General features: G+C 62.7%; 18 protein-coding genes and 1 tRNA gene. 14 read left to right on the top strand and 5 right to left on the bottom strand.

Features of this window, described 5'->3' with window-relative positions; translation table 11 throughout:
• Nucleotides 1-7: 7 nt before the first annotated feature.
• Nucleotides 8-646: a TetR/AcrR family transcriptional regulator gene (locus ACOOFN_RS06545; protein ID WP_420434881.1), complete on the bottom strand. Its 639-nt coding sequence runs from the start codon at nt 644-646 to the stop codon at nt 8-10.
• A gap of 249 nt (nt 647-895) precedes the next feature.
• Here ACOOFN_RS06545 and ACOOFN_RS06540 point away from each other — a divergent pair, with 249 nt between their 5' ends.
• From ACOOFN_RS06540 to ACOOFN_RS06520, 5 genes are read left to right on the top strand one after another with little or no spacing between them, the layout of a single operon-like run.
• Nucleotides 896-3,211 (top strand): TonB-dependent receptor, encoded by a 2,316-nt coding sequence (locus tag ACOOFN_RS06540; RefSeq protein WP_420434879.1) that lies wholly within the window; start codon nt 896-898, stop codon nt 3,209-3,211.
• A 53-nt stretch (nt 3,212-3,264) separates the two neighbouring features.
• Nucleotides 3,265-4,209 carry an alpha/beta fold hydrolase gene (locus tag ACOOFN_RS06535; protein WP_420434877.1) on the top strand — a complete coding sequence of 315 codons (945 nt, stop codon included), beginning with the start codon at nt 3,265-3,267 and terminating at the stop codon, nt 4,207-4,209.
• Nucleotides 4,206-5,609: a spinster family MFS transporter gene (locus ACOOFN_RS06530; protein WP_420434875.1), complete on the top strand. Its 1,404-nt coding sequence runs from the start codon at nt 4,206-4,208 to the stop codon at nt 5,607-5,609. Before ACOOFN_RS06535 ends, ACOOFN_RS06530 begins: the two co-directional genes overlap by 4 nt.
• 3 nt (nt 5,610-5,612) lie before the next feature.
• Entirely contained in the window at nt 5,613-6,482 is an 870-nt protein-coding gene (locus tag ACOOFN_RS06525) for an alpha/beta fold hydrolase (protein ID WP_420434873.1), read from the top strand.
• A 49-nt stretch (nt 6,483-6,531) separates the two neighbouring features.
• A complete protein-coding gene (locus ACOOFN_RS06520) occupies nt 6,532-7,656 on the top strand; it encodes an NAD(P)/FAD-dependent oxidoreductase (protein ID WP_420434871.1) in 1,125 nt (374 codons plus the stop codon).
• 35 nt (nt 7,657-7,691) lie between these two features.
• Here the strand turns inward: ACOOFN_RS06520 and ACOOFN_RS06515 are convergent, their stop codons facing one another.
• Nucleotides 7,692-8,714: a hypothetical protein gene (locus ACOOFN_RS06515; protein WP_420434869.1), complete on the bottom strand. Its 1,023-nt coding sequence runs from the start codon at nt 8,712-8,714 to the stop codon at nt 7,692-7,694.
• Nucleotides 8,714-11,287: a vWA domain-containing protein gene (locus ACOOFN_RS06510; protein WP_420434867.1), complete on the bottom strand. Its 2,574-nt coding sequence runs from the start codon at nt 11,285-11,287 to the stop codon at nt 8,714-8,716. The genes ACOOFN_RS06515 and ACOOFN_RS06510 overlap by 1 nt, the downstream gene beginning before the upstream one ends.
• A gap of 348 nt (nt 11,288-11,635) precedes the next feature.
• On the opposite strand from ACOOFN_RS06510, the gene ACOOFN_RS06505 reads away from it, so the two are divergent.
• Together ACOOFN_RS06505 and ACOOFN_RS06500 are read left to right on the top strand one after the other, a co-directional pair.
• Nucleotides 11,636-12,061, top strand: a complete 426-nt coding sequence (locus ACOOFN_RS06505) for a hypothetical protein (protein WP_420434865.1) — start codon at nt 11,636-11,638, stop codon at nt 12,059-12,061.
• Nucleotides 12,062-12,121: 60 nt separating this feature from the next.
• A complete protein-coding gene (locus ACOOFN_RS06500) occupies nt 12,122-13,087 on the top strand; it encodes a hypothetical protein (RefSeq protein ID WP_420434863.1) in 966 nt (321 codons plus the stop codon).
• Nucleotides 13,088-13,166: 79 nt separating this feature from the next.
• Here ACOOFN_RS06500 and ACOOFN_RS06495 read toward each other — a convergent pair.
• Nucleotides 13,167-13,241 (bottom strand) — tRNA-Gly (locus tag ACOOFN_RS06495).
• 80 nt (nt 13,242-13,321) lie between these two features.
• A complete protein-coding gene (locus ACOOFN_RS06490) occupies nt 13,322-13,888 on the bottom strand; it encodes a 2-hydroxychromene-2-carboxylate isomerase (RefSeq protein ID WP_420434861.1) in 567 nt (188 codons plus the stop codon).
• A gap of 62 nt (nt 13,889-13,950) precedes the next feature.
• Here ACOOFN_RS06490 and ACOOFN_RS06485 point away from each other — a divergent pair, with 62 nt between their 5' ends.
• The 7 genes from ACOOFN_RS06485 to ACOOFN_RS06455 all read left to right on the top strand — a co-directional run bounded on the left by ACOOFN_RS06485 (nt 13,951) and on the right by ACOOFN_RS06455 (nt 17,429).
• On the top strand, nt 13,951-14,460 hold the full coding sequence (locus ACOOFN_RS06485) for a prolyl-tRNA synthetase associated domain-containing protein (protein WP_420434859.1): 510 nt from the start codon (nt 13,951-13,953) through the stop codon (nt 14,458-14,460).
• Nucleotides 14,461-14,517: 57 nt separating this feature from the next.
• Nucleotides 14,518-15,450: a thioredoxin gene (trxA, locus tag ACOOFN_RS06480; protein WP_420434857.1), complete on the top strand. Its 933-nt coding sequence runs from the start codon at nt 14,518-14,520 to the stop codon at nt 15,448-15,450.
• A 43-nt stretch (nt 15,451-15,493) separates the two neighbouring features.
• Nucleotides 15,494-16,123 carry an LON peptidase substrate-binding domain-containing protein gene (locus ACOOFN_RS06475; RefSeq protein WP_420434855.1) on the top strand — a complete coding sequence of 210 codons (630 nt, stop codon included), beginning with the start codon at nt 15,494-15,496 and terminating at the stop codon, nt 16,121-16,123.
• 82 nt (nt 16,124-16,205) lie between these two features.
• Nucleotides 16,206-16,655, top strand: coding sequence for a hypothetical protein (locus ACOOFN_RS06470; protein ID WP_420434853.1), 450 nt, complete (start codon nt 16,206-16,208; stop codon nt 16,653-16,655).
• Nucleotides 16,655-16,888, top strand: coding sequence for a helix-turn-helix domain-containing protein (locus ACOOFN_RS06465; protein WP_420434851.1), 234 nt, complete (start codon nt 16,655-16,657; stop codon nt 16,886-16,888). The genes ACOOFN_RS06470 and ACOOFN_RS06465 overlap by 1 nt, the downstream gene beginning before the upstream one ends.
• A gap of 32 nt (nt 16,889-16,920) precedes the next feature.
• Nucleotides 16,921-17,133 (top strand): Trm112 family protein, encoded by a 213-nt coding sequence (locus tag ACOOFN_RS06460; protein WP_420434849.1) that lies wholly within the window; start codon nt 16,921-16,923, stop codon nt 17,131-17,133.
• Nucleotides 17,130-17,429 carry a gamma-butyrobetaine hydroxylase-like domain-containing protein gene (locus ACOOFN_RS06455; RefSeq protein WP_420434847.1) on the top strand — a complete coding sequence of 100 codons (300 nt, stop codon included), beginning with the start codon at nt 17,130-17,132 and terminating at the stop codon, nt 17,427-17,429. Before ACOOFN_RS06460 ends, ACOOFN_RS06455 begins: the two co-directional genes overlap by 4 nt.
• Nucleotides 17,430-17,434: the final 5 nt, after the last annotated feature.

Raw genomic sequence — 17,434 nt, 5'->3', positions numbered from 1 at the left:
TGTGGCTTTACTCGCAAAGCCGCCGGAACCCGGCCGCGATGAAGGGCGGCAGGCGCAGCTGAACGGCATCGAGGTCGCTGGAATGAACGACCCCGTCCGACAGATTGTCGATGCGGCCGGTCTCGGCATAGGTCAGCACCAGCGCGCCGGAAAAAAAGTGATAGCTCCAGTAAATGTCGGCTTCCGACGCGTCGGGCAGAGCGCGCTTGATGGCGGCGATGAAGCGCCGCACCAGAGGATCGAAATACTCCGTCATCAGCTTGCCGCCCCATTCCGGCGAGTTGTTGATCTGGGCGATCAGCGCAAAATAGCTCTTCCAGCCGGGGCCGCCGCGCGCCGATTTCTCGAGCAGCGGATGCGAGAAGGCATCGATGATGTCCTCCAGGCTGGCAACGCCGTTCTCGGCGGCGGCCTCGATTTCCTCGAGCCGGTGCAGCCGCACTTCGTTGAGCTCCTCGGCGCGGCGCAGAAGCACGGCATCGAACAGATTCCGCTTGCTGCCGAAATGATAATTGGCCAGCGCCGTATCGACGTCCGCATCCTGGGTGATCTGCCGGATGGTGACACCATGATAACCGCGTCGCGCAAAGAGTTTCTCGGCAGAATCGAGAATCTTCTGCCGCGTGATCTCACCCCGGTTGGCCAATTTGTCTCCCCTGATCAGAGGTTTGCGAATGACCCTCGCATCCGGCCGGTCATCCCGCAAGCCATTTGCCGGTGTTGCATCAATGCCGACATCCGGAACTAATTTCAACGCTCAATGAATTTCGATTGACATTTCAACTAGCGTTGAATTTGTTGGCGGCAATAAACATGAAAGGACCCTGTCGGGTCGGTGGCCGCGTGCGTGTTTCGAGGTCAGCGAAAATCACCGCAGGGCTGGAGGGAGATCACCATGAAATACCGCAATCATTCCGTTCGGCTCGCCGCGCTTCTGGCCAGCGTGTCGCTTCTGCCGGTCATGGCCGCCCCTGCGGCAGCTCAGGACGACACCACCATGGACGGCCAGCGCGACACCGTCACCGTGACCGCGCGCCGGCGCGAGGAATCCATCATGGACGTGCCGGTCTCGGTTACGGCTTTTTCCGGTGACGCGCTGGAAACATCGGGCGCCCAGGACATCACCTTTGTCGGCCAGACAACGCCGAACGTCACTCTGGAAGTCTCCCGCGGTACCAATTCAACACTGACGGCTTTCATCCGCGGCGTTGGCCAGCAGGATCCGGTGGCCGGGTTTGAATCCGGTGTCGGCATCTATCTCGACGATGTCTATCTCAACCGCCCGCAGGCGGCCGTGCTCGACATCTACGACGTGCAGGCCATCGAAGTCCTGCGCGGTCCGCAGGGCACGCTCTACGGCCGCAACACGATCGGCGGCGCCGTGAAATACATCACCCGCCGGCTCGATCCCGACGCGCCGACGCTGAACGCCCGGCTCAATATCGGCAGCTATGAGCAGATCGACGCCATCGTCTCCGGATCGGCCCCGCTAAGCGAGACCTTCCGCGTCGGCGCCGCTGTCGCCAGCCTCAATCGCGGCGGCTATGGCAGCAATCTCGTGACCGGTCAGGACAATTACAACAAGGAAGTGCTGGCCTTCCGCGCTTCGGCCGAGTTCGAGCCCAACGCCCAGTGGTTCTTCCGCCTGTCCGGTGACACGGTGACCGACGATTCGGCGCCGCGCCAGGGTCACCGCCTGATCCCGGGGGCTTTCTCGGGCGCCCCTGTGCTCAACGATGTCTACGATACCCGCGCCGGCCTCAATGTCGTCGACCAGCATGTCGAGGCGTCTGGCGGCACGCTGCTCGCCGAATACCAGCATGACGACAATTGGAGCTTCCGCAGCATCACGTCCTATCGCCAGGACGAATCGACGACGCCGATCGATTTCGACAGCCTGCCGGCAGACGATCTCGACGTTCCGGCGATCTACGAGAACGACCAGTTCTCCCAGGAATTCCAGATCCTGTTCGAAGGCGACCGGATCAGCGGTGTCGGCGGCCTCTATTATCTCGATGCCAATGCCAGCACGGTGTTTGACGTGGTGCTCGGCCCGCTTGGCAGCCTGATCGGCTTGCCGGGGCTCAATGCCCAGACCTTCGGCGATGTCTCCACCGAGACCTGGTCGGTGTTTGCCGATGTCAGTTTTGACCTGAATGAATGGGTCAGCGCCTCGATCGGTGGCCGCTACACCAATGACCAGCGCACATCGCGCGTGTTGCGCCGCACCTATATTGGCGGTTTCTCCGAATTCTTCGGCGGCAGCCCGACGCTGATTGCGACGACGTCCGACTTCCAGGGCAGCGCCGAATGGGACGATTTCTCGCCGCGCGCCTCGCTGTTGTTCACGATCAACGACCAGAGCGCGATCTACGGCTCCTACAGCCAGGGCTTCAAGGGCGGCAGCTTCGACCCCCGCGGCCAGACCACGGCGGCGCCGGACTTTAACGGCGACGGCAATGTCAGCGCTGATGAGATCTACAACTTCATGGGCTTCAACCCGGAAGAAGTGGACAGCTACGAGATCGGTTGGCGTTACGACAATGGCCGCTATCGCCATGCGCTCGCCGTCTTCTTCATGGACTACCAGGACGTCCAGATCCCGGGTTCGGTCGGCGTCGACACGGATGGCGACGGCGTCAATGACACCTTCACGGGCGTCACCACCAACGCCGCCGAAGCCACGATCAACGGCCTCGAATACGAAGGCTCGCTGCTGATTTCCGACGACATGTCGGGCCGCGGCGATACCCTGTCACTGGACTGGGCCCTGGGCCTGCTCGACGGCGAGTACGGAACCTTCATCAATGCGTTTGGCCAGGATATCTCCAACCAGGTCGAGATCCAGAACACGCCGGAACTGACGGCAGCCGCGACGCTCACCTATACGACGCCGCTGCGCAACGGCGAGCTGACCATCCTCAACACCTTGTCCCATCGCGGGGATTCGACCCAGTTCGAGATCCCGTTCGACCGCATCGACCAGGAAGCTTTCACGCTCTGGAATGCGAGCCTTGTATGGGACTCCGACGATGGCCGCTGGCAGTTCGGCATCCACGGTCGCAACCTGACCGACGAGCGCTATATCGTCGCCGGCTACGATTTTGTGAACAATGCGACGCTGGCTCCGGAGCTCGGCCTCGAGGGAACGCTGACCGCCTTCTACGGCGATCCGCGGACCGTCACCGGCACCATCGCCTTCCGTTATTGATCACAGCACCTGACGGCTCTGGCCTCCGGGCCGGAGCCGTGTAGGGTATCGTGATGCGCACACTTCTCTACATTCTCGGCGGCCTGCTGGCTTTGGTTATCCTCGTCCTGGCCGCCGGATATTTCTGGTATCAGAACGCCGCAGGCGGCGCGCCCGCCACGGCGCTCGAAGCCCGGTACATGACCGCTGACGACCGCTTCGTCGAAGTGGGCGGTGCACGGGTCCGGGTCCGCGAGCAGGGATCGGCAAGTGCGCCGCCGGTCATTCTCATTCACGGCTTCACCTTTTCGCTGGAAAGCTGGGATGGCTGGGCTGCCGACCTGTCGCGCGATTATCGCGTCATTCGCTATGACCTGCTGGGTCACGGCCTGACCGGGCCCGACCCGCAACAGCGTTATGCTGCGCAGGAACGCGCCGAATTTCTCGCCGAACTGATGGATGCGCTGGGCGTCGAGAGCGCGACGATCGCCGGCAATTCGCTCGGCGGCACCGTCGCCTGGCGCTTCGCGGCGACCTATCCGGACCGCGTCGACCGGTTGATTCTCGTCGATCCCGGTGTCTTCCCCTTCAACGAGGTCGGCGACGAACCGGTCGAACCGCCTGCGCCGATCCAGGCCTTCCTGCAGCTCGCCCCCGAAGCCGGAGTGCGTCAGAGCCTCGCCTTCTCCTACGCCGACCCGGCCGCAGTCAGCGAAACACGCGTCCAGACCATTATCGACATGATGCGGCGTGAAGGGAATGGCGACGCCTTCATCGCCCATATCCGCGAATTCACCATGCCCGACCCGACCGCCCTGCTGTCACAGATCACAGCACCGACCCTGATCCTGTGGGGCGCGCGCGATCTGCTGATCCCGGCCAGCCAGGGGCCGCGTGTCGAGGCCGCCATTCAAGATGCCCGCCTGATCATCTACGACGATCTGGCCCATGCCATTCACGAGGACGATCCGGCGCGCACCGTCGCCGATGTCCGCGCCTTCCTGGAGACGACCGAATGAGTGACACCACAGCCCGTGCCGAGCATACGGCAGGCTATCGCGCGACCGTCCTTTTCCTCCTCATCGGTGTCTACATCTTCAATTTCGTCGACCGCCAGATCATCGGCGTGCTCGCGGTGCCGATCCAGCAGGATCTCAACCTCACCGATACGCAGCTGAGCCTGATGGGCGGTCTCGCCTTCGCCATCTTCTATTCAACGCTGGGCGTGCCCATCGCCTGGCTGTCGGACCGCACCAATCGCAGCTGGATCATCACCGTCGCGCTTCTTGTGTGGAGCGCTTTTACCGCTGCCTGCGGCCTCGCCCAGAATTTCTGGCAACTCTTCATCGCCCGCGTCGGCGTCGGCGTCGGTGAAGCCGGCGGGGTCGCCCCGTCCTACTCGATCATCTCGGACTATTATCCGCCCGAGAAACGGGCCCGCGCGCTCGCCATCTATTCCTTCGCCATTCCGATCGGATCGGCGCTCGGCATCGTGCTCGGCGGCGTGCTGGCCAGCCTGCTCGACTGGCGCTGGGCTTTCCTCATCGTCGGTTCGGCCGGCGTTCTTTTCGCTCCGGTCTTCAAGCTTTTCCTGAAGGAACCCCAGCGCGGCCATTACGACCCTCCCGGGTCCGATACCAGGCCAGCCAGAATGTCGGCTGTCCTCAAGAAGCTGACCTCGAAGCCGAGTTTCTGGTTTCTCTCCTTCGGCGCGGCCTGCTCGTCAATGATGGGCTATGGCCTGTTCTTCTGGATTCCCGCCTTCCTGGTCCGCAGCTATGGCGCGGAACTGCCTGAATTCATGAGCTTTCTGCCCGGCGGTCTGTTCCCTGAAGGGATTTCCGAACAACGCCAGATCCTTTTGAGCGCGGCATATTTCTATGGCACGGTCGTGCTCATCGGCGGCCTCGTCGGCATCTGGCTTGGCGGTTTCATTGGCGACAAGCTGGGCGCGGCAGACAGGGCCGCCTATGCGCGCGTGCCGGCGATTGCCTTTGCGGCCGTCGTTCCCTTTTTCGGCCTGGCCCTGTGGGGCGGGGGGCTGATGATGACCTTCTTCGCACTGGTCATTCCGACCGCGCTTGGCCTCGCCTGGCTCGGTCCGGTCCTCTCCGCTTTCCAGCACATCGTGCCGCCGAACATGCGTGCCACGGCGTCGGCCATCTTCCTGCTGATCAACAATCTGATGGGGCTGGCCCTCGGCAATCTCTCGATCGGGCTCCTGTCCGACACACTGACCCCGATCTTCGCTGAAGACGGTCTGCGCTACGCGCTGATGGGTGGCGCAGTCTATTATGTGCTGGCGTCCGTCCTGCTCTTCATGGCCGCGCCGCGCCTGCGCAAGGACTGGGAGGGCGATACGCCGGCCGCCGCGCCCGGCACCAAAGCCGAAGCCGTTGCCGCGCCGCCCAAGGACTGAGAAATGACGCCAGGAATGCCTTTCAACGACGACTTCTTCACCACGAATGACGGTCTGAAACTGCATTATCGCGTCTACGAGCCGGTCAGCGAGACAAGGGGCGATCCGGTGCTCTGCCTGCACGGGCTCACAAGAAATCTGAAAGATTTCGAGGACTTCGCCCCGCATATCGCCGCCCTGGGTCGCACCGTGATCTGCGCCACCCAGCGCGGCCGCGGACGATCCGATCGTGATCCCAGGCCGGAACGTTATTCACCTCCGGTCTACACCCAGGACATGCTCGACCTGCTCGATCATCTCAAGATCGACCGCGCCGTCTTCGTCGGAACGTCGATGGGCGGGCTGATGACCATGGTCGCAGCGACCCTGGCACCGAATCGAATCGCCCGGGCCGTACTCAATGATATCGGACCCGAGCTCGACCCGGTCGGCATTGGCCGCATCCGCGCCTATGCCGGCAAGACGGAAGGCCGATTCGAGAGCTGGCAGACCACCGCCGATGCGATCCGCGCTATCAACGGGATCGCCTTCCCGAAGGAAACCGGCAACGCCTTCTGGCTCGATTTCGCGCACAAGACCTGCCGCGAAGCCGCCGACGGCGCCATCGTGCTCGACTATGACAAGGCCATCGCCGAATCGGTCGCCGAGGGCGGTGATGTCGACGTCGATCTCTGGCCCCTCTTCGACGCCATGAAGGACATCCCCACCCTCCTTGTCCGCGGCGAGATCACCGATCTGCTGATGGTGTCGACGGTCGAAGCGATGAAAGCCCGCAAGCCGGATCTGGAGTTTGTCTCCGTGCCCGACACCGGTCACGCGCCCTTCCTCACCGAGCCTGCGGCGCTGGCGAAGATCAAGGCATTCCTGAAGTAGGTGGGCCGTCGGCATTGACGGGACAGTTTTGCCCGGCCCTTCTGGCGTGATGTCGCGCGAATTCGACGCTGATACGATCGTGGTGGGCGCAGGCGCCGTCGGGCTGGCGTGCGCCGCTGCGCTGGCGCGTTCGGGATGCGAGGTCACCCTGGTCGAGGCGGCGACCGCAATCGGCACAGGCATCTCCTCGCGTAATAGCGAGGTTATCCATGCCGGTATCTACTATCCGCCGGGATCGCTGAAGGCGCAGCTCTGCATTGCCGGGCGGCGGCAAGTCTATGATTTTCTCGTGGATCACAATGTGCCTTACCGCAAGTGCGGCAAGCTGGTCGTGGCGACCGATGAGGATCAGCTGCCTGCGCTCAAGCGGATCGGAAAGAATGCAAGCGCCTGCGGTGTGCAGTCGCTGCAATGGCTGACCGCCGCAGAAGCGCGGGCGATGGAGCCCGAACTCCACTGCATCGCGGCGCTGCATTCGCCGGAGACCGGAATACTCGACAGCCATGGCTATATGACGGCGCTCCTGGCCGAATTCGAAGCAGCGGGCGGCGTTCTGGCGCTCGGCAATCCGGTCGCCGCCTGGCGCGAGATCGATGGCGGTTTCGTGATCCGGCTCGCCGATGCGGCCGGCACCGACATTCGCTGCCAACGCCTCATACTCGCAACCGGCCTGTCCACAGTCCCGTATGAGGGCCCGTCAGCGCGGTTCCGGCACCTGACCCCACCCTACCGCTTCGCCAAGGGCGATTACTTCGCCTATGCCGGGCCTTCGCCCTTCCGCCACCATATCTACCCGCTTCCCGCGCGCGGCGGGCTCGGCGTTCACGCCACGGTGGCGTTGGACAATCGAGTCAAATTCGGACCGGATGTCACCTGGCTGGACCTCTCGGATCCCTCCGAAATCGATTTTTCAATCGACCCGGCGAAACGCCATGCTTTCGCCGACGTCATCCGTGAATACTGGCCGGGCATCGAAGCCGGGCGCCTGGCGCCGGATTATTCGGGCGTCCGGCCCAAGCTTCACGCCGAGGGCGAGCCTGCGGCCGATTTCCGGATCCTGACCGCAAGCGATCACGGCTTCGCGCGACTGATCTGCCTGCGCGGCATTGAAAGTCCCGGCCTGACCGCGGCCCTGGCGATCGGGGAAAAAGTCGAGCGCGTGATGGCAGGCTAGCCGCGAACATCCGTGCCCTTTCAAAAGGACATGTCCTACAATTTTTTCGCCTTGCTGCGGCGCATCCGCAGAAGGATGACGGCTCCGCCGATCAGCAACAAGAGCAACACCGCTGGCCAGAGCCATGCGGAACCACCGCGCTGTGGTGCAATATCCAGATCGTCCTCGATGGCGGAGCTGATGGCTGTAAGCTCCTCTGCGAGCAGACCGGCTTCGGATACATTGACAAAGCGACCGCCACCCGACGCGACGATGGCGTCCAGCCGATCCTCGACGGCCGGGTCGAGCTCGATCCCGACCACATGGATCTGAACCGGATCATCGCTGGCAGCGGTATCCGGCGCGAACAAGAATTCGAGATCAACCGCGACGAAATCCTCGCCGTCAGGCGCGGCGATTCGAAACCGGACGGGACCCGCAGCGTCGACACGCCAGGGACCGTAAGTGTCATGCGCCGTATCCTCGGGCGGCGGCATCGCGACCAGGCCATCAGGGCCATCCATGCCGATATCCAGCGCTATCTCCGCACGATCGCCTGTGCTGGCGTTGAATATGATGATCCGCCCCGGTTCCGGCGCGGCCCACTCCAGCCAGTCCCAATCGCCGGCCGGCGCGAGAAAGACCCGCGCAGTGTTGCCGTCAATGGGTGACGCCTCGGCGGGGAAATCGTTTGGCTCCGACGCGCCGATCGGCGGCGCGAGGAAAACCGTCGCGACCGGCGGCGGTCCGTTCTCCAACGGAATTCCGACCAGCGAAACGCTGTGGGTTCCGGCCGCCAGGTGAATACGCGACTGCGGCAGGTTCACATCATTGACCGTCCACGCGATATCTTCCTCGACATGACGGACGGTGAATTCGTAGAGGCCGGGCGCTTCGACGTTCAGTTCAAAGCGAAAGCCGTGCTTGGTGCCGATGTCGACGACGAACGGAATGCCGATGTCGACCGGCGGAGAGGCATCCGGGGAATCCTCGCTACCGGCGGTTTCCTGAGCCACCAGGCTGCCGGACGACATGATCAGGGCAAATAGGAGCGCGAGCAGGCGGGCCGGACCGGTCATCAGAACTCCTCCGCGCCGCTCAACAGGTCGCGCGCATACCGCATCGCCCGGGAAACCGAACCGTTGCAGCTCTCCTCGCCATCCGACATCACGATCAGATAGCGCCGTTCGGCGTCGGCATTGAGCACCAGATTTCGAGCCGTTGTGCGGATCGCAGACGCCAGCGGTGTGTCTCCGCCCGCAGTCCGTGACCGGATGTGGGTGCTTAAGGCAGCAAAATCATTGGTATAATCCGAGCCCGACAGAGAACAGCCTCTGAATGTTGTAACCGACGCGGTGGTCCGCTCATTCAGCAATCCGAACTCGAACATGTCGACGAGGGCTTGCTGCGCGCTCGCCAGCCTTCCGCCATCCATGGAGCCCGAGGTATCCAGGACAATGCCGTAGGCCGCCTCCCATTGCGGCGGCTCCATTCGCAAATTCGTCCGGAACGCCGATTGTTCATATCCGTCGATCGCGCCGGTCACCGTATTCAGCGAGGCAACAGAGGCGGAATCGCCGTCAATGAGGTCCGCTTCGTCGGGAGACCGGTACCCGGCCAGTTCCAGGGTCACGAAACCGCCGGCAATGGAATCTTCGCCGATATCATCGCGTCGTCCGCGGCCGCTCCAGCTGAATCCGAAATTGTGATCTTGCGTCTCCAGTTCCAGATCGCCGATACGCACCGATTGCACGGTCACGGCGTGGCTGAACTCGACTTCGATCTCGAATTCCTCCGGAAGGGCGCGCTCAAGCCGGACACCGTGAGTGCGGCTGCTTTGCTGGTTCTCGATTTCAACCCTGATCTCTTCCTGGGTCTCGCGGATCAACTCGAGCAATCGCTGTTCAAAACGGCGGATGCGCCCTTCATTCTGTAACAGGGTTAACGATAGCAGGCGTTCCATATCGGCTTCGAGATAGCGGGCCCAACGCGCAACGCGCGCAAACTCGATGTCACGCTGAACCGAAGCCACAATCTGGGCCTGCACGTAATCGAGAGCCAGTTCGGTCAGCACGACTTGATGCCAGGGCCTGAGCGCAGCGCGTTGAGCCGCCCGCGCGGGCGCCGTTCCGCTGATTGCGGCTGCAATATCGTCGGCGAATTGCTGGGCGGCGCGATTGATGCGCGACAGAGCGACTTCGACCGTCGATTTCAGAACGCTCTTCGCCGTGCCATCGAGACCGATTTCGAAAAACGCCCAATCGGCGCGATTCACATGCTGCAAGTCCTGGGAGCCGATATTGAGCCGGGGCGGCGTGCCACGGTAGACGGCATAGCTCATCGAGACAGCAAGCCCGCGCGGCTGATAGACGCCGCCCAGACGGCTGGCATAGGATTCGTCCAGCATGTCGGAACCGAGTTGCGCGCGCATTCGCTCGAGCACCGCCCGGAGCTGTGCCGTATTGATGGCTTCGAGGCGTTGCCATTCGGCCTCAGTCTCCAGATGACGGCCGTCGACAGCTGCGTCGTTATGCGGCAGACGCAGGACATCCCACGCGGCCTCGCGATTGGCTGTGGCGTGTAACTGGCTGATCAGCTCGATGGCCACGCTCAGGGCGGGTGGCAGGCCCGAAGCAACGTCGCGGCCGATCGTGACGCCACGATCACCGATCTCGAGCAGGATGCGCCGCCAGGTGCCGCCTCCGCCGGTTACCAGCGCGCCGCCCGAGCGCCCGAGCCCGACGATCTCGGTTGTACTGTCCAGCAATGACTCGAAAGTCGCCCAATTGCCGGGCGGATTATTGCCGCCGACCCAGTTGATATACTCCTCCAGCCGGACGTCGGCATATTCCATGGCGATCTGGGTTTCAAAGATGAACTGCTCGACACGTTCCTCCCGTCGCGCAAGTAGCTGCTCGAGATCGGACTCGATGTAATCGGCCAGGCGCAAGAGCTCGATCAGCTCGGATTCATCGGGATCCGTCCAGGTTTCTTCATGATAGGTCTCGCCGCCGCCTCGCACCGTGACGCGAACCACATGTGCCGGCGCCCAGCTTTCAAACAATTCCGTCACGCGTTCGCGGACAGCCTCCCGGCTGATCTGGAATGAGGTCAGCACCAGCAGATGTTGTACGGCCAGCTCTGCCGCCATCTCCTGGCGTTCGCGCGCCGCCTCGAGCGCCGAGACCAATTGCGGTAGGCGCGCGCGGGCCTGGGCCAGAGACTGTCCTTCCGGTGTGCCGGCAACCGCGCGGGCCAATGCAGCTTGAGCGGTATCAATCCGGGCTTGCGAACGCCGCGAAGGCGATTCGACCATGGCCTCGCGCGCTGCGTTCAGAGCCGCGACTTCATCCGGGAAACGTCCGCCGAGACTTGCGACCAGACGGCCGATCTCGGTGTATTGGGCGGCTATGGCATCGCCGGCCTCGTCTATGGCGGTTGTCGCTGCAGCCAGCTCGCGCCGCGCTTCGGCCAGGTTTGCGCTGGCCTCGCGGACACCCGCATTCGCCTCGGCCATTTCACGACTGAACGATTGCCGCATCGCGTTGGCGTCGGGAATCGATGCAAAGACAGGCACCGAATCCGACGGTTGGGCGAACGCAGGTGCAAGAAAAAACGGGTAAAGCAGAAGTATCGCGATATAGAAGCGCATGACCGTCCCCTCTGGAACAGACGCTAGCGCCTTTTTGTTTTAAATGAAATCACTGCATTCCGTCGGCTTGACTCCAGATGCCCCTGTCTGGATTGCGGCTCGATGTTCAAACACACGGAATTCCGGGTGTTTTCGATGTGAGCGCCGATCCGAAGCACCAGATTGATGGAATGCGTGGGCCCTCAGCCCGCACCGAAACGCCCTAGCGGCCGCTCCGCGCTCTGGATGGCGCAGCCAGGGCGAGTGATGACCGCCCGGACACCGCAGCCATCGGCAGGTTCACGCACGCGAATTGCTGCTGCTGGGTGTATCCGGTAGTCTCGAAATCAACCAGCAGGGGAGTTTGCGATGAAAATCAGATCATGCCTTGGCATTTGCAGCCTGGCCGCCGCCGGACTGATCGGCGCCGGCGCAGCGTCGGCGCAAGCCGGCCCGACCCATGTTTTCACGGTGCCGGTGGAGGTCTCGGACGTCCATCCGGACGTTCCTGCGGTCCGGACTTATTGCTATCTGCGCAACAGTAGCGGTTACGGCGTCCTGTCCGGATATGCCGACATACCGCTCGATGCCGATCGGGCCTATTCCGGCACCGTCACGATCGAAATTCCGGTCAATGACGCTTCGCTCCTGGACAGCGTCGAGGATTGGACCTGCAACATCCAGCATCAAGGAGGGCCGGGTATGTGGATGTCCTCGCATCAGGATCCGAATGGCGCCGTGCAATATTTCCACGTCAATGGCGATGGATCCTACGAGCATGTCGGCGAGTACTAGGCGATAGGCGAGTTTCCCGTTCGCGCTCCCTTTAAATACCGCGCGCTTCGCGCTGCGTTGATGGCAGTCTTGATCGCTTGGCTGACGGGCGCGGCGCATGCTCAGACGGCACCGGTGGATTTCGATGTGCCGCCATTGGTCTTTGCCGGCACCGGCGACCCGCAAGTCGAGTACGGCGTGCCGCAACTGACATTTGCCAGCGTCGGCGACGGTGCCGTCGAGTTCGCAGTGCCGCAACTCGTGTTCGCGGGCATCGGGGACGGCGACATCGAATATGCCGTTCCGGACCTGGTCTTCGTGGGGATTGGCGAGTCAGACATCGAATATGATGTCCCGGCGCTTGTTTTCGTGGGAGCAGGAGAAAATGTCGTCGAATATCCCGTTCCGGAGCTCGTCTTCATCGGCATGGGCGCTTCGAGCGTCGAGTTCACTGTGCCAGAACTCGTATTCGTCGGCTTCGATAGCGCCGATATCGAATATGCCGTCCCGGAGTTGGCTTTTGTCGGTGTGGGCTCGCCGGACGTTCAATACGCGGTTCCGAACCTGGTCTTTATCGGCGTTGGCGATGCCGGTATCGTTTACGAGGTGCCGGATCTGATATTCGTGGGAATCGGCGCATCCGATGTCGAGTACGCCGTCCCGGAACTGGTGTTTGTCGGCACCGGGAATCCGGCCGTCGAATACGCCGTGCCGCAGCTGGTCTTCGTCGGATCCGGCGAAGGATCCGCCGCCGTGACGCCCGAACCAAACGACATGCCGATCGAATATTGCCGCCGGGACGGGAATGGGCCGCCGCGCGCCATGGGGTTGGTCACCGGCTACGGCATTCTTCTTGGCGAGCGCTACCAGGCAGACCAGATGAGCCAGGCAGAGCTGACGAATGCCATTCGGCGCATGCAGGCGATCGTCGCGGCCATTTACCAGGGCGATGCCGAAGCCGGTTGCGCGCTGATTCCAGCCTTCGAGCAGGACTACAATCTGACCCGACCTGACATGACTTTGCTGCCAATGGCGCCACAGCCCTGATCGCGTGGATTATTGCCGAAGGCCGGCGCGAGACACGGTCGGCGTAACGCCGGGATGCCATGCGATGTCCAGAAAAGAATGGAGCGGGCGATGAGATTCGAACTCACGACATTCACCTTGGCAAGGTGACGCTCTACCCCTGAGCTACGCCCGCTCAACATGGGGTATCCGGCTTGCGCCGGGAGGCGGGGTATATCGCCCAATCCCGCGGCCTTGGCAAGCCGCAAGATTCAGCTAGCGGGTTAACGTCTCCAGATACAGGTCGAACCGGTCCTGGCCCCAGTATTTCGCGCCGCCGGCCACCAGGAAGGGCACACCGAACACGCCATAATCTGCAACGAATGCCCGCGCCGTTTCCATGTCGGTTTCAAGCTCCGGATCGCCCTTCAGCGTATCGACGCCGGGCAGATCAAGGCCGAGGCCTGCAGCGATCTCCGTCAGAACCGAAGGATCGGCGAGATCCCGGCCCTCGCCCCAGCGCGCATCCGAGGCCGCGAGTGCGAACGCGAAGCCCTGACCCTGCCGATCTGCCCAGTGAAAGGCGCGTTGCGGCAGATCACCCCGGATCTCGAACGGTTCGGGAAAGCCGAGCGGCAGATCCATGCGCGCCGTCATGCGCGGAATGTCCTCCAGATAATAGTCCAGCTTGGGCTTCGAATCGGTCGGATTGAAAAACGGCACCCCATCCGGGGGGCCGGTAAAGGGAAACAGGCGCGCGACGATTCCGGCACGCTGCAGCTTGTGAAGACCGAGCCGCGAATACGGACTGCGGAAGGCAAAGAAACAGACCGGCTCGGTCATGGCGCGAATTCCCCTTCGAAGGCCTCTTGATCTGCGCCTCTAATGCCGCATAAGCCGGACCCATGCCAGCCACCCGTGAAGATCTGTTCCGATACCTTGATGAACTGGGCATCGCCCATTCAACGCTCGACCATGAACCGGTCTTTACCGTGGCCGAGGGCGAAGCGATCAAGGCCGGCTTGCCCGGCGGACACACCAAGAATCTGTTCCTGAAGGACAAGAAGGGACGGTTGGTGCTCGTTTCCGCGCTCGGCGACAGCGCCGTTCCAGTCAACCGCCTGCACCGCCTGGCCGGCTGCCAGCGCCTGTCCTTTGCAAAGGAGGAAGATTTGTGGAGCGCGCTGGGTGTGCGCCCCGGCTCGGTCACCGCCTTTGCGCTGATGAACGATAGGTCGGGATCCGTCTGCTTCGTGATCGAAAAGGCGCTGCTCGATCATGACCCGGTGAATTTCCATCCGCTGCGCAATGACGCAACCACCGCCATCTCGCCCGACGATTTGCTGGCCTTTGCCCGGGCGACCGGCCACGAGCCGCTGATTGCCGACTTTGCCGCACTGGCTGCAGCCGGTTGATCTTGTCAACTCGGCCCTGGCGCTCCAAGTAGGGCAGGAAACGACAGGAAAGCCGATATGAGCCAGTTCTTCACGACCGATCCCAACGCCCAGCCGTCCGCCCCGCAGGCCGACGGCGCCGATATCGTGAAAGACAGCACCGATCAGAACTTCATGGCCGACGTCATCGAGCCCTCGAAAGAGGTGCCGGTCATTGTCGATTTCTGGGCGCCCTGGTGCGGCCCGTGCCGCCAGCTCGGCCCGGCCATCGAGAACGCCGTGCGCAAGGCCGGCGGCAAGGTCCGCCTGGTCAAGGTCAATATCGACGAAAACCCGGGCATCGCCCAGCAATTGCGGGTGCAGTCCATCCCGGCCGTGTTTGCCTTCAAGGACGGTCAGCCGGTCGACGGCTTCATGGGCGCTTTGCCGGAAAGCCAGATCAGTGACTTCATCAAGCGGCTCACCGGCGACGGTCCCGACAAGGCCGAGATCGACGCCATGCTCAAGCGCGCCGAGGAAAGCCTCGATTCCGGCGATCTTGGCGGTGCCGCGCAGGACTTCTCGCTTGCGGCGCAGTCGGATCCGGAAAACCCCGCCCCGATTGCCGGCATGGCGCGGGTCTTCATTGCCGGCGGCGAGCCGGAAAAGGCACGTGAAGTGCTTGAACATATTCCCGAGGACAAGAAAGACGATCCGTCCGTTCAGGCTGTGCTGACCGCGCTGAAACTGAAGGACGAAGCTGGCGATGCCGGTGAAGCGTCCGAGCTGGAACAGAAAGTCGCCGCCAACCCGCAGGATTTCGAAGCCCGCTTCGAGCTCGCCAATGCGCTCGTCGGCCGCAATGATCTGCTGGGTGCCAGCGACCAGCTATTTGCCATCCTGGAATCCGACCAGGACTGGGAAGACGGCAAGGCCAAGGCCCGCCTGCTCGAGATTTTCGAAGCCGCAGGTTTTGCCTCCGACGTCGCGAAAACGGGTCGCCGGCGCCTGTCGGCCATGCTGTTTGCGTAATCGGCCCTTGGCGGGCCCGTGTCGGCAGCCTAGGTCATGATAGATGACGACATTGCCCGACACCCTGCCGCTCTTCCCGCTCGGCGGTGCGATCCTCCTCCCCGGCGAGGTTCTGCCGCTGAACGTGTTTGAGCCGCGCTACCTCAACATGATTGACGACGCATTGGCCGGCCACAAGATGATCGGCATCGTCCAGACCCGCGATGGCGGCACGCCCGCCCGGCCGGCCCTCGAAGCCGTCGGCAGCGCGGGCCTGATCACCGAGCACGCAGAAACCGACGACGGTCGTTATCTGACTGCATTGCAGGGCGTATCGCGTTTCGAGATCCGGCAGGAACTCGACGAGAAGACGCCTTACCGCACCGCTGCCGTCGACTGGTCGGTGTTCGAGGCCGACCGCCGCGCACCGGAAGCCCTGATCAATGCCGATCGCGAGCGCTTCACCGCGCTCTTGCGAGGCTGGTTCGCCAATGAAGGGATCAAGTGCGACTGGTCGACCGTCGAGGCCGCGCCGATCGTCCGCGTCGTCGACCAGATGGCAATGGTGGCGCCGTTTGCCGCCAAGGAAAAACAGGCCCTGCTGGAAGCGGACGATATCCGCCTGCGCTACGATCTGATGACCGGCCTGCTGGAGCGCAAGCTCGCGGATGGCGCGGGCGGCACCGGGAACTAGTCACCAGCGAAATTATTGACTTTAAGTAAAACATAAAATAATTAGCGTTTCAGGACAAAAGATTGACCTGAAAGGTAATGTCATGCCTGATCTGTTGCGGCCCACAATGGCGCGGCTGATGCGCGCTTCCATCCTGTTGGCGGCACTTCTCCTGCTATTAAAGCAATCAGGCCTTTATCCGGCGCCGTCGAGCGGTACGGATTGGCTCGGCCTGCTCGCCCCGGCGCTTTATCTCTGGGCGTTCTGGTCCGGGGCTACCGTGTTTGACGCCGGAACACGCAAGGGCGAATTCCAGCCCGCCTTGGTCCGGGCGCTGATGCGCATGGGCGCAGGCCTGATGCTCGGCGCCTGGGTGGCGATGATTGCCGAGCCGGCCATCCGGCACCTGTTGGGCAATGGATTCACGTCCATGACCGGCGCGCGCCTCGATGTCAGCCTCGCCAACCTCGTACTTGCCTTTGCAGGCTTGGTCCTCTTGCTGATTGCCCGTCGCGGGCAGCGCATTCGCGCCGAGCTGGACGGCTTCGTCTGATGCCGGTCGTCATGTCCCTCGATGTCATGCTCGCCCGCCGCAAGGTGCGCGCGCGAGACCTCGCCGAGAAGATCGGCCTGTCCGAAACCCAGCTGAGCCTCTTGCGCAATGGCAAGGTCAAGGGCGTCCGCTTCGATACACTCGCCAAATTGTGCCTGGTGCTCGACTGCCGGCCCGGCGACCTTATCGACTATGACCCGGACCTTGCGGATCTGGGTGCCGGAAACCCCTAGCCGCGGCGCACATGCGGCCTTAAATAGGCGGCATGACCGATACCGAGAAAACTCTGCCCAAGGACGTCGATCCGAAACTGCTCGAGGTTCTGGTGTGTCCGGTGACGCGTGGCGAGCTGCATTATGATCGCGACGCCAATGAACTGGTCTCGAAACAGGCCGGCCTGGCCTATCCGGTGCGCGAGGGTGTGCCCATCATGTTGCCGGAAGAAGCACGCGAACTGACCGACGCGGAAACGCGATGAGCCGGGCCTGGCCGACACGACTCGAATTCTCGAAATCCCGCAAGATGCTGACGATCGCCTTTGACGATGGTCAGACCGGAGATATCGCGTTCGAGACCTTGCGCACCGAATCGCCCAGCGCGGAAGTGCAGGGGCATTCCCCGGCCCAGAAGAAGATCGTTATGGGCAAGCAGGATGTCGGCATTGTCGCCGCCAATCCGGTGGGCCGCTACGCCGTCCAGATCGTGTTCGACGACGGCCATGATTCCGGCCTGTTCACCTGGGAATATCTGCGCGAATTGGCGGGGCTGGGCTAGCGTTG

The organism is Hyphobacterium sp. (assembly GCF_965217055.1).
Lineage (GTDB): Bacteria > Pseudomonadota > Alphaproteobacteria > Caulobacterales > Maricaulaceae > Hyphobacterium.
Note: the sequence above shows the minus strand (reverse complement) of the source record. Positions and strands in the feature narration are given on the sequence as shown.